Consider the following 12,921-nt stretch of genomic DNA (forward strand, 5'->3'; position numbering starts at 1 on the left):
TAATGAATTAATTTCAATTTACATTTGGGGTATAACTAATCTATCAGGACAGCTCGAATTAAAATATTTGGTTGAAGAGGTTACTCTAATATGAGCTTTGAGCTACTTATATAGGTTTCAGAAGACGAAATAAGGGAGTAATGAAATGACACGATTAATAATGGTGTTATTGGAAATTGCAGTAGCTTATTCAGGGTTAGGAATTTTTATCGATTTACGTAAGTCGAAATTCTAGTTTTCGAATCTTAAAATAAAGATTTGTTTTTGCTATTTACATTGACGCTGCGTAAAGGTGTAAATTGAATTCAGCAGGAGGTGATCACGTGGAATACACAGTGCAAAAATTAAGTCATATAGCAGGTGTTAGCACTCGTACTCTAAGATATTATGACGAAATAGGAATTCTTAAGCCGGCTAGAATTAATACGTCAGGGTACCGACTTTATGGATCAGCCGAAGTGGATCGTTTACAACAAATTCTTTTTTATCGAGAGATGGGTTTGGGTCTGGAAAATATTAAAACTATCATAACGGAACCGGATTTTGACGGAATAAAGGCACTGCAAGAACATCGTATGAAGCTGCTTGAAAAAAAAGTGCAATTAGAAATGTTAATTGCCAATGTTGAAAAAACAATTGCGTTAGACGAAGGGAGGATCAATATGTCGGATAAAGAAAAATTTGAAGGCTTTAAGCAAAAGTTAGTTGATGAAAATGAAGCGAAGTATGGCCAGGAAATTCGTGAGAAATATGGAGACGACACCGTTAAAAAGTCTAACCAAAGATTCAAAGGGATGACTGAAGAGCAGTATGATGAAATGACAAAGCTTGCAAAAGGGGTCAATGAAACTTTATATGCGGCATTTATAACGGGGGATCCGGCGGGAGAACTTGCTCAAATGACGGCAGAGCTTCATCGACAGTGGTTAAGCTATACATGGGATAGTTATTCAAAAGAAGCCCATGCGGGACTTGCCCAGATGTATGTGGATGATCCTAGATTTACAGCTTACTATGATGAGAAACAACCAGGCGCGGCGGAGTTCCTTAGAGATGCTATCTTCATTTACACAGGTCAGAATGTATAGCCTTCTCGCCGATTATGGCGCAACATTATCAATATCATTATAGGAATAATGTTTTAGCGATGATCTTGACTAAGTTTCACAAATGGTATAGCCTTAAGTTGGGTTCGTTAAGAAAGGGTGAAGAAAAACATAATGCGCTACTAATTCTTATTTCCAAAAATGAAATTCTTGTTAATATGACGAGTGTTTTTCTAGGATAGGATTAGTATGAGCATTTTTAGTTGACAAATGATCGCATCCCTAAAAGGATATATACCTGGGGGTATATAGAGGGTGCGACATATGTTTTTGTATTGAAATGACTTACCTCCTGTCCAAGAATAATGGGCAGGAGGTTTTTATGTTAGATTTAATTGGCAATCGACTAGTGCAAGCAATTTTAGGGTCTGCGCTATTCTTACAAATTGGAATATGGGTTCGGAATTTTGCAGTTTTACTTTTTGTGATGGAACAGACAAAGGGTAATGCACTTGCTATTTCGATGATTTACGTAGCCGAATATACCCCGATTTTTATTTTCTCTTTTATCGGTGGAACCTTTGCAGACCGTTGGCGTCCAAAGCGAACAATGATCTGGTGTGATATTCTAAGTGCTATTTCAGTATTTGGGGTTTTGGGTACATTGGTATTTGGTACCTGGAAAGCTGTCTTTTTTACGACTATTATATCCGCCATCTTATCCCAGTTCTCGCAACCCTCAGGTATGAAGCTGATCAAGGAACATTTACCTCCTGAGAGAATTCAAGCTGTAATGTCAATTTATCAAACGATCTTTACAATCTTTATGATCCTCGGGCCGATTCTGGGCAGGTTTGTTTATCATAAGTTTGGGATTATGGTTTCGATTGCTATTATGGGACTAGCGTTTTTGCTCTCAGCAGGTTCCTTAACATTCCTTCCTTCAGACAGTGTAAGCGCTATTCAAAAACCCGTCACAACTCTTCGTCAAGAAATGAAAGCCGGTATTCGGTATGTACTGGCGAAGAGAACTCTTACCCTTTTAGGTTTATGCTTCCTGGCTGCGGGCTTAGGAGGAGGACTTGTTCAACCATTAGGAATCTTTTTGATTACAGAACGACTGGGTTTACCAAAAGAGAGCCTGCAATGGCTCATGACCTTTAATGGATTAGGGATGCTGGTCGGTGGAATCATGGTCATGATTTTTGCTAAAGCAATTTCACCACAAAAACTATTGGCCTTTGGGATGTTTATCTCGGCAATTGGTTTAGCGATTTGCGGTTTTTCTACGTTTCCGTGGCTAACCTATCTGGTTCATCTATTAATGGGATTAGTCCTTCCTTGTATTATGATCGGCATCAATATGATGATGCTTCAAAACTCAGACAACGAGTTTATTGGAAGAGTCAACGGAATTTTGATGCCTTTGTATACTGGGGCTATGGTTTTAACTATGAGCATGGCAGGAGTACTTAAAGAAATGTTTACATTGGTTGCTATGTATGAAGCGGCGGGAGTTTTGTATATTGTTGGGTTGCTGTTTTTAGTGCCCTTGTTTAATGGTCAGAGTGTTAACAGTTACATTGATAGTTAAACGAGGTATAATGGATAAAGACAGTTTGGATTTAAATGGGCAAGGAGTTTACGAGATCTGGAGGTTTTACAATGGTAACTGAAGTTTACCCCAACATATTTTTGAACGAAATACCTCTCCCTAAAAACCCTTTGAAATCAATCAATAGTTATATCGTAAAATCGGAAAGCAGAAATTTAGTCATTGACACAGGTTTCAATACGCCAGAGTGCCAGAATGAGTTGATGAGGGGTCTAGAGGAACTAAACCTTGACTTAAAGAAGACAGAACTACTTATAACTCATATGCATACAGATCATTCAGGTTTGGCCCATGTTCTTAAAGAGCTGGGAGTGCCAACAGTGTATTTTAGCAAAATCGATGGAGAAATCTCCAATCAAACATCCCAGAGGGATAGTTTTTTTAAGTCACTCAATCGACTTCTCGGATTTGAAGGGGAAAATCCCATAAAATTTGGCAAGGAGTTCGGAACTAAAAGGACTGAGCCTCTTGAATACAACCCGTTAAACGAAGGAAATCAACTGATTATTGGAGATTATTGTTTGGATGTCGTAGAAATACCGGGGCATACCCCTGGACACATTGGCTTATATGAGAAAAAGCATAAGCTGTTTTTCGGTGGGGATCATATTCTTGATGAAATAACTCCGAATATAACCTTTTGGGGATTCGAGCAAGATATTTTAGGGACTTATTTTAAGAGTCTTGAAAAAGTACTTGAGTATGAAATTGCTTATCTATTCACCGCTCATAGAAAGATTATTAGTGATCATAGAAGAAGAATAAATGAGCTTTTGCTTCATCACGAAGAACGTCTCAAGGAGATTAGAGCTATATTAAGAGATGGACGGAAGACACCTGTTGAAATGGCAGCATCTATGCACTGGGATTTAAGTCATAAGAAATGGGGGGACTTTCCTTCTTCTCAAAAGTGGTTTGCTTCCGGAGAGGCCTTATCACATTTAGAGCATTTAGTACATACTGGGGTTGTAGAAAGGTCAATAGAGGGAGAAGTCCTGCTTTATGGGCTTAAATAAAGGAGGCATTTTAGTTTGAGACCTGAGACTATTCAGAGACTAAGTGAAATTGTGGGGAAAGATAATATATATACTGCTCTAGAAGATCTGTACTGTTATACCTATGATGCTTCATTTGTGAAGGCAGATCTTAATACAGACTTGGCAGGAGTAGCTGTTTATCCGGGAAGCACTGAAGAAATAGCCCGGATTATTAAGATTGCCAATCAGGAAAAGATTCCGATTGTACCACGAGGTGCAGGAACAAACGTCAGTGGAGGATCCGTTTCTTTAGGAAATTGCATAATCTTGGTTCTTAAGAGAATGAACAAGATACTGGAAATTGATCGCAAAAATCTAATTGCGGTAGTTGAGCCGGGTGTAATTACCGCTCAATTACAGGGTGAAGCTGAGAAAATGGGACTTTTTTATCCACCTGACCCGGCCAGTCAAGCTTTCTCAACCATGGGGGGCAATGTAGCGGAATGTGCAGGAGGACCGCGTGGTGTGAAATATGGAGTAACTAGAGACTATGTCATTGGTCTGGAGGTAGTGCTTCCGTCAGGAGAAGTTATTAACACTGGCGGAAGAACCATGAAAAATGTAACCGGATATGATATGACCAAATTATTCACAGGTTCAGAAGGAACCTTGTGTGTCATAACAAAAATTATTGTTAAACTTATTCCTTTACCGGAAGCCAAGAATACAATGATGGCAGTTTTCCCTGAAATTGCTCAAGCCTGTGAGACTGTCTCTGAAATCATTGCTGCCGGGTTAGTTCCTTGTGCCCTGGAATTGTTAGACAACATCTACATCAAGAATATCGAGGAGTATGCCAAGGTCGGGCTGCCTATAGATGCCGGTGCAGTCCTCTTAATAGAAGTAGATGGAGATTCTGAAATATTAGGGAAGCAAATTAGAAAGATAGAGCAAATCTGCAAGGGGCTGGGAGCAGTTCAAATACGTATAGCAAGCACACAAATGGAAGCTGAGGAATTATGGCGGGCCCGGCGCTCGGCCTTCGCTGCTGTATCCAGGCTTAGACCGACCATCATTGGAGAAGATGCTACAGTCCCCAGAAGCAGTATTCCTGACGCTGTTAACCGTATTCAAGCAATCGCTGCTAAATATGACCTTATAATTGCAATCCTGGGACATGCCGGAGATGGAAACTTGCATGCCACAATCCTAACAGATGAAACAAATGTTGAGGAGATGGCAAGGGTCGAAAAGGCGATTAATGAGATCTTTATTGTCACAGTAGAATTGGGTGGATCCTTAAGTGGTGAGCATGGTATTGGCCGGGCAAAATCTAAATTTATAACCTTACAAACTGGGGAAGCAGGACTTGCGGTGCAACGTCAAATTAAACAGGCCCTTGATCCACATAATCTTTTGAACCCAGGTGTAATGTTTGGAGCGTGATAGAATGAACCGTTCATTAGAGTCTTGGCAGAATGAAGCTATCCGTTGCATTCGGTGCGGTGCTTGCCAAAATGTTTGCCCTGTTTTTAAGGAGTTACAGGTGGAATCTACGGTTGCCAGAGGACGAGTTAAGCTTATACGGGGAGTTATTAATAAAGACTTAGATCTATCAGAAGGTTTAATTGATAAAATGTCCTTATGCTTAATGTGCAAGGCCTGTGTGGCAAACTGTCCTAGCGGGGTGAAAGTGGACAAGCTTGTGGAGGCAGCTCGCAAAGAGATTGCCGAAAAGAAAGGACTCTCTCCACTTAAGAATCTAGTCTTTCGCTTAGTATTAAAAAACCGGTGGATATTCGATACGGGCATGCGAACGGGTAGATTTTTTCAAGGCCTTGTTTTTCGAAAAGGACCTGAAGGGCAAGGAGTGTTGCCGAGAATGTCCCTGGGAATAGATAAGAGGAGACTTCTTTCTCCGCTAGCTCAGAAAACTTTTAAAAGTTTGTATCCAGAAGTTGTGAACGTCCCTGAAGCAAAAATGAAGGTGGCCTTTTTTACTGGATGCATGATTAACTATATTTACACAGATACTGGCCGTGCAGTTATCAATGTCCTTAAAAAAAATGGAGTAGAAGTTAGAATTCCTGCCCTTCAAAACTGTTGCGGTACTCCGGTTCGCATTAATGGGGACTATGAAACTGCAAAAACAATGGCCAAGGCCAATATTGATGTTCTTCTGAAAGAGAACTATGACTCGGTAGTCGTGGCCTGTGGTACATGTGGTTTGAGCTTAAAGGAAGAGTATGCTGAATTGTTGCAGGATGATCCAATCTATCTAGAAAAGGCCAAGAAGCTTGGCTCCATAGTCAAGGACTTTACAGAATTAGTAGTAGCCTTAGAGGGGTTCCAAGATAAAATGGGACATTTACCATTAAAGGTAACTTACCATGATCCATGTCACCTTGCTCGAGGGCTAAGAGTAAAAGCTCAACCTAGAAAAATTATTAGAAGTATCCCAGGAGTGGTCTTTCAGGAAATGGACAAAGCGGATACCTGCTGCGGAAGTGGGGGGTCCTTTAGCTTATATCACTACGAACTTTCCACTAAAATCAATGACCATAAAGTCAACACAATCAAACAGACAGGGGCAGAATTATTAGTAACGGGGTGTTCTGCCTGTCGGATGCATATCGCTGACGGTCTTAACCGACAGGGGATTTCGGTACAAGTGATGCACACGGCACAACTAATAGAGATGGCTTATGAATCTAAGCAGCGTAAAGATAACGAAAAATTTGGGGGTATAGGGGGGAAGGGCCTTGGGTAGTTTTAAACTTAGCTATGGAAAAGAAATACTGTCTTTTGAGCTGCCGGATTCAGTTCAGGTTCGGGAGATTGAAGCTAAAGCTAGTCAGCCAATAGTGGATATTGAAAAAGCTGTTCGGCAGGCGTTAGCGCATCCTGTTGGCACTGCTCCACTGATTGAGGTGGTAAATCCCGGTGACAGAGTAGTAATCATCGTTAGTGATATTACTCGGCTTTGGGTTAGGACAGATGTGCTTTTACCTATTTTACTTGATGTGCTTAATGAGGCTGGTGTGTCGGATAAAGATATTTCCATTGTTACGGCAACAGGAGATCACCGTTTGCAAACCCTGGAGGAACACACAGCTATTTGCGGAAAAAAGGTTTTAGAGCGAGTGTCAATTTATGATCATGAGTGTAATGCACCTGACTTAGTTGATTTAGGAGTTTCAACTGCTGGTACTCCTATAAAAGTAAATCGCCGGGTCTGGGAAGCCGATAAAGTAATTCTAACCGGAGGAATTGCCTATCATTTGTTAGCAGGATTTGGCGGGGGACGTAAGTCAATTGCCCCCGGTGTTTGCGGCTATGAAATGATTCAAAAAAACCATTCATTGGCACTGAAAGATGCAGGGCCTTCAGGACTTAATCCCAACATTCAGACCGGAAAAATGGAAGGGAATCCGGTTGCCGAAGATATGTTAGAAATCGCTCGCCTCGTTGGTGCAGATTTTATCCTAAATGTTGTCGTTAACGAAAAGAAAGAGTTTGTTTATATTGCGGCGGGTGAGTTACAGAAGGCACATTTAGCAGGCTGTCGTGTAACCGAAGAAATCTTTGGCATAGAAATCGAAGAAAAAGCAGATCTGGTTTTTGTTTCGAGCGGGGGGTACCCTAAAGATACCCAGCTTTACCAATCTATCAAGGCCTTAGATAATGCAACCTATGCAGTTAGAGAGGGCGGAGTCATTATCCTGGTTAGTGAATGCTCAGATGGGATCGGTTCTCGGCCATTTGAGGAGTTTTTTAATCATGGTGATGTTGAGGATATGAGTGCCAGACTTCATGCTGACTTTACAATGCCCGGTTTTGTAAGCTTGAGAACGGCAAGCATTTGCCGAAAGACCCCGGTCATCTTAGTGAGTTCTCTTTCAGATGATGTGGTGAGACGGATGAAGATGCTTCCAGCCTCTTCAATAGAAGGAGCTTGGCAATTAGCCGGGCAAATCCTGGGGAATCAGCCAAAATTCGTTTACATAATGCCTCACGGCGGAAGTACATTTCCGATTATCTCTTAGAAAGAATGAATGCAGGTAGGAGAATATTTTTGGCGAGGTATTGAATTATTGGCATGTGAGTGTTATTATCATATAAACCGTGGATGGGGAAGTAAAACCGCATGACCAACCTCAAAGAGAGTCGAGTAGGGTGGAAGCTTGACAGGTAACGGAGCGGGTAAATGGGCCTCAGAGGGTGGGACGAAAAAGCGCCTTGCTTTAGTAGTTACCAACGCAAAGCCAGCGTTATCGGGCTGAGGGTGTGTTGGCACTCTGCATGAGAGGATGCATGTATATTTATGCATCAATTAAGGTGGTACCGCAGATTAACGTCTGTCCTTATTTTAGGATAGGCGTTTTATTTTTTCTGTTTCACCGTTCAATTCCTTAAAATGAATTGAACATGCAGTTGCCAGAGAGTTATCTATTTTGAAGGGGGTATTTTTTTATGAAAAGAAAATTGGCCAAAATGATGATCTCAGTGCTAATGACCATGACCTTAGTGTTATCCCTAACAGCCTGTTCACCTAGTAAAACAGAAACTCCTGACAAGTCTGTAGCTAAGAAGAATATTGGTATCGTGCAAATTGTTGAACATCCGTCCCTGAATACCATCAAGGAGTCAATCGTTACCCAGTTAAGTGAAAAAGGGTTTAAAGATGGAGAAAATATTTCTATTGATTATCAAAATGCCCAAGGGGATCAGTCTACGTTAAAGACAATTGTCACAAAATTTGTTAACAATAAATATGATCTAATTATTGCTATTGCCACGCCCTCGGTACAGGCAGCCGTAAGTCAAACAAAGGATATTCCCATCCTCTTTGCAGCTTGTGCAGATCCCTTAGGGTCTGGAGTAGTTTCTAATCTGGAAAAGCCGGGAGGAAACGTAACTGGTACTTCTAATGCCGTTTCAGCTGAAAAGATATTGGAGCTGGCCAAGCGCATTACCCCAAATTTTAAAACAATCGGTGCTTTATATAATTCCAGTGAAACGAACTCCCTGATCGTGATTAAGGGCTTGAAAGAATATGCTAACAAAAATAACCTAACAATTGTTGAGTCCACCGTAACCAGTTCTGCAGATGTTCAACAGGCAGCTACATCTCTAGTCGAAAAAGTTGATGTCATTTTCTTGCCCATTGACAATACAGTTGCCACGGCGATGCCACTGGTAGCCCAGATAGCTAATAATGCCAAGATACCTGTCTATGTTGGAGCTGATTCATTGGTCAAAGATGGAGGATTGGCAACATATGGCATAGACTATAGTGTCCTGGGTAAAGAGACTGCCGATATGGGTGTAGAGATATTAAATGGGAAGAATCCTGGAGATATACCTGTTAGAACCATGTCAGACATGAAGATATATCTCAATAAAGACACTGCAACCACTATCGGAGTCAATTTCCCTGAAGATGTTGTGAAGGAAGCTGCTCAAGTATTTAGCAAATAATATCTAAGATAGTATCAGATCAAAGATCCTTTCTGTACCTTACAAGAGGCGCAGAAAGGATCTTTATTTTCTCAAAATTTTTTGCTCTCAAGCATGTACTTTTTGTTTTCTGTGCGATTTTTAGTTTGATGAATATCGAATTTCAGTAGAGATTCTCTCGACGCTGCTTTAAAATCGGAATTGCCTCTCTAACTTCTTCAATTTCACTAAAATTCAGATCTGCTATGAGAATCCCGGACCTTTCATCCAATTTAGCAATTACTTGCCCCCATGGATTGACTGCTAATGAATGACCATAGGCGATATAGGAGGCTTGAGGATTTCGGGCTGGGGATGTGCCCAGCATGAAGATCTGGTTATCGAGGGCGCGGCTGCGGAACAATAATTCCCAGTGAGCCGGACCGGTGGTCATGTTGAAAGCGGCAGGGACAATAACCAGAAGTGCCCCTTCTTTAGCCATTTTCCTAGTTAACTCCGGAAAACGAATATCATAGCAAATTTCCAGGCCGAATTTTCCCCAAGGAGTTTCAAACAGCGTCACAGAGTCTCCAGGGGAAAGAACCTCGGATTCCATGAATTTGATCCCATTTTTGACGCATACATCAAATAGATGTGCCTTACGATGCTTGGCAATAATCTCTCCTTGGGGATTAAAGACGATGCTTGTATTATAGAGGAGTTCGTCAACAAGTTCTGGAATGGAACCTCCAATAAGAAAAAGACCATAGGAGCGCGCCAATTTTGAGAGAGCCTTTGTTGTTTCCCCCAAGGGAATGACTTCCGCATAGTCACGGAAACAATGTATGTCATATGGACAATTAAACATTTCAGGCAAAACTGCAAGCTGAGCCCCGGCATCAGAAGCCTCTTCAAGCATTATAGCGGCTTGGTTTAGATTGTCTTGTTTATTGGCGTTAACGGTAAGTTGACATAAAGCGATCTTTAACACTTATTGGTAAGCCTCCTTAGTCCTTGGTTCATGACGAAGCATCTAACCATATGACGTTATATGAGTATTATAAACCCTAGGACTTAATAAAATTATAGAGAATGAAAACTTAAATTAATGCAATACTAACATTAAAATAAGGAGGGTTAAGACAATGAAAAATGTCACTATGTTTTCTAACAATACCTGACCCTACTGTTCAGTAGCGAAGAAGTTTCTGTCGCAAAACAATATTCCCTTTGAAGAGAAGAATATTAGTAATGATGAAGCCGCTTTATTAGAGTTGCAGAAGCGGAACATCAATAGTGTCCCTACTTTCTTAGTAGGGGAGGAAGTTGTTGTGGGCTTTAATAAGGATAAGATTCTCGCTCTTGTACATTAAGTTGAATACAGAAAGAAACCGCTGGGTTGATGTGCCCAGCGGCTTCTTATGATATAAAGAGTTTACTAGCGAATTTTACCTAAAGAAGTTTCGATGCGTTCCAAAGCTTTTTCGATGTTAGCTACAGAATTTGCGTAGGAAAAACGCAGATACCCCTCACCATAGGAACCAAAGGCAGTACCGCCTAGACAAGCGACTCCCGCATCATTTAAGAGGTAATCTGCTATTTCCTTTGTATTTTTTCCGAAGGATTTGAGATTTGGGAATACATAGAAGGAACCTTCGGGTAGAAGACAGCTTATCCCAGAAATAGAGTTTAAGCCATTTACCATAATATCACGGCGTTTCTTAAACTCCGCTACCATTTTTTCAACCTCACCTTGGGGCCCTGTGAGTGCCTCTTTACCTGCCATTTGAGTGAAAGCAGAAGTGCAAGAGTTAGAATTAACCATCAGTTGAGCAATTCGAGCGGCTATTTCTGGGTGCATAACCCCATAACCTAATCGCCAGCCAGTCATGGCGTAGGTTTTAGAGAACCCGTCCAATATAATGGTCCAGTCCTTCATACCAGGTAAAGAAGCTATAGAAAGCAGAGGAGTATTAGTGTACACGATTCGATCGTAAATTTCATCAGCCAGAACGAGGATATCTTTTCCTCTTACTAAATCGGCGATTGCTTTAATATCATCACTGGTGAGAACTCCACCAGTAGGGTTTCCGGGAGAATTTATGATGAGCATTTTTGTCTTGGGGGTAATTAATTGGGCTAGCTCATTAACATCTAATCTAAATTGATTTTCTTCACGCAAAGGGATAGGGACGGGTGTTCCACCGACAAAGCGAATAACCGATTCATAGATGGGAAAGCCGGGATTGGGATAAATTACTTCGTCTCCGGGGTTAACCGTTGCCATAATAGAGAAAAACATAATTGGTTTTCCACCGGGTACGATTACTACATCCTCAGCCGTAGCCTCAACATTTTTTTGCTGCTTGATATATTGGGCAATTGTTTCTCTGACTTCAGGGATACCGGGAGCAGGTGTATAGTGAGTATATCCACTGGTAAGGGCCTGGCAGGCGGCATCAATAATATTCTGGGGAGTATCAAAATCAGGTTCCCCAATTTCCAGATGAACCACGTCCTTGCCTTGAGCTTCTAATTTTTTGGCTTTTGCCAAAACTTCGAAAGCAGTTTCTGTACCCAGTAAAGACATTCTATCTGCAAATACATTTTTCATTTCAAACACCTCTTTCGCGGGAATTATATTTTAGTTCACTTTACTAATTTTTCTTAAATACTTCGGGATTTAAACAAGTCGGTGGAAGTTCTCCTCTCATGGCCGCTAAGATATTAGTTACGGCAATAATCCCCATCTTTGTACGGGTTTCAAAAGTAGCACTGGCGATATGAGGGCATACTATGGCATTGTCCAGTTCCAAGAGACCCGGAGCAAATTCCGGCTCAAACTCATAAACGTCAAGTCCTGCGCCCCATATTTCACCAGTTTGCAGAGCTTTGACCAGCGCTGCTTCATTCACTACCGGCCCGCGGGAGGTGTTAATCAGAATCGCAGTGTTCTTCATAAGTTTAAACTCTCGTTCGCCCAACAAATGATGGGTCTCGGGGAGAAGTGGAGTGTGAACTGAAACAAAATCGGATTCCTGGAGAAGAGTCTCCAGACTAACGTATTGACCGTCTGCTTCTTTTTCGAATTCAGGATTAGCTGCAACATCAGAATAGAGTACTTTCATATCAAAAGCCTTTGCTCTTTTGGCAAAGGACAATCCGATTCTTCCGGCACCAATGACGCCAACAGTTTTGTTCATTACTTGTTGCCCTAGAAAAAGCATCGGGCCCCAACCTTCATATTTCCCCATTCTTGAGTATTTATCAGATTCAACGACTCTTCGTGCTGTAGAGAATAATAACGCCCAGGCCATCTCTGCTGTAGTATCTGTAAGCACTCCAGGAGTATTAGAGACCATAATCCCTCGTTCGGTAGCGGCGGGAATATCTATGTTATTGAAGCCTACCGCATAATTGGCAAAGATCTTAGCTCCCTTAGCTGCATCCATGACTTCAGCATCTATAGGATCAGTAAGTAAACTTAAAACAGCATCTCTGCCCTTAACCTTTTCTAATAGAACGGATTTTTCAAGAACCTTGCCAGTACGATTGACTTCCATGTCGCAAAATTCTTCTAGCATGTCAAGTGCCGGTTTAGGTATTTCATTCGTAACATAAACATTCCACCTACTCATGTGTAACCTCCAATTATTTAATTTAGTAGATTCTATACGAGTAGTAATCCCAAATGCAAGAGGTATTATGAGTTTATCCCTAAATATATCCTCGTTATTTAAATGTTACTCAACTTTCGCATAGCGAAAGTTACCTCTAACCCTGTATCTATCTAGCTTAGAACAAAATATTTTAGTTTATTGACAGGAAAAACACCTTTCCAATT

General features: G+C 41.2%; 11 protein-coding genes and 1 other annotated feature. Of the genes, 8 read left to right on the forward strand and 3 right to left on the reverse strand.

Annotated features, from left to right (window positions below; all coding sequences use genetic code 11):
• Window positions 1–323: 323 nt before the first annotated feature.
• From BLS16_RS03320 to BLS16_RS03350, 7 genes are all read left to right on the forward strand, one after another.
• Complete coding sequence (locus BLS16_RS03320; protein WP_092329823.1) at window positions 324–1,088, forward strand: MerR family transcriptional regulator; 765 nt, start codon at window positions 324–326, stop codon at window positions 1,086–1,088.
• A 340-nt stretch (window positions 1,089–1,428) separates the two neighbouring features.
• Window positions 1,429–2,640 carry an MFS transporter gene (locus BLS16_RS03325; protein WP_092329832.1) on the forward strand — a complete coding sequence of 404 codons (1,212 nt, stop codon included), beginning with the start codon at window positions 1,429–1,431 and terminating at the stop codon, window positions 2,638–2,640.
• Between the two features lie 71 nt (window positions 2,641–2,711).
• The gene (locus BLS16_RS03330) at window positions 2,712–3,677 is read left to right on the forward strand and encodes an MBL fold metallo-hydrolase (protein ID WP_092329835.1); all 966 of its coding nucleotides are present in this window, start codon (window positions 2,712–2,714) and stop codon (window positions 3,675–3,677) included.
• Window positions 3,678–3,692: 15 nt separating this feature from the next.
• A complete protein-coding gene (locus BLS16_RS03335; RefSeq protein WP_092329845.1) occupies window positions 3,693–5,084 on the forward strand; it encodes an FAD-binding oxidoreductase in 1,392 nt (463 codons plus the stop codon).
• 4 nt (window positions 5,085–5,088) lie between these two features.
• Entirely contained in the window at window positions 5,089–6,408 is a 1,320-nt protein-coding gene (locus BLS16_RS03340; protein ID WP_092329858.1) for a (Fe-S)-binding protein, read from the forward strand.
• Entirely contained in the window at window positions 6,401–7,684 is a 1,284-nt protein-coding gene (gene larAH10 / locus BLS16_RS03345; RefSeq protein ID WP_092329864.1) for an NPN-dependent 2-hydroxyacid racemase, LarAH10 family, read from the forward strand. The genes BLS16_RS03340 and larAH10 overlap by 8 nt, the downstream gene beginning before the upstream one ends.
• A 71-nt stretch (window positions 7,685–7,755) precedes the next feature.
• Window positions 7,756–8,007, forward strand: a binding site (T-box leader).
• Between the two features lie 104 nt (window positions 8,008–8,111).
• Window positions 8,112–9,119 (forward strand): ABC transporter substrate-binding protein, encoded by a 1,008-nt coding sequence (locus BLS16_RS03350; RefSeq protein WP_092329867.1) that lies wholly within the window; start codon window positions 8,112–8,114, stop codon window positions 9,117–9,119.
• 142 nt (window positions 9,120–9,261) lie between these two features.
• Here BLS16_RS03350 and BLS16_RS03355 read toward each other — a convergent pair whose 3' ends face one another.
• Window positions 9,262–10,068: a carbon-nitrogen hydrolase family protein gene (locus BLS16_RS03355; protein ID WP_092329870.1), complete on the reverse strand. Its 807-nt coding sequence runs from the start codon at window positions 10,066–10,068 to the stop codon at window positions 9,262–9,264.
• 154 nt (window positions 10,069–10,222) lie between these two features.
• On the opposite strand from BLS16_RS03355, the gene BLS16_RS03360 reads away from it, so the two are divergent.
• Window positions 10,223–10,450, forward strand: a complete 228-nt coding sequence (locus tag BLS16_RS03360; protein ID WP_014901744.1) for a glutaredoxin family protein — start codon at window positions 10,223–10,225, stop codon at window positions 10,448–10,450.
• Between the two features lie 65 nt (window positions 10,451–10,515).
• Here BLS16_RS03360 and BLS16_RS03365 read toward each other — a convergent pair whose 3' ends face one another.
• Window positions 10,516–11,691 (reverse strand): pyridoxal phosphate-dependent aminotransferase, encoded by a 1,176-nt coding sequence (locus tag BLS16_RS03365; protein WP_092329879.1) that lies wholly within the window; start codon window positions 11,689–11,691, stop codon window positions 10,516–10,518.
• 43 nt (window positions 11,692–11,734) lie between these two features.
• The gene (locus tag BLS16_RS03370; RefSeq protein ID WP_092329881.1) at window positions 11,735–12,715 is read right to left on the reverse strand and encodes a 2-hydroxyacid dehydrogenase; all 981 of its coding nucleotides are present in this window, start codon (window positions 12,713–12,715) and stop codon (window positions 11,735–11,737) included.
• Window positions 12,716–12,921: the final 206 nt, after the last annotated feature.

It is taken from the genome of Desulfosporosinus hippei DSM 8344, from assembly GCF_900100785.1.
Lineage (GTDB): Bacteria > Bacillota > Desulfitobacteriia > Desulfitobacteriales > Desulfitobacteriaceae > Desulfosporosinus > Desulfosporosinus hippei.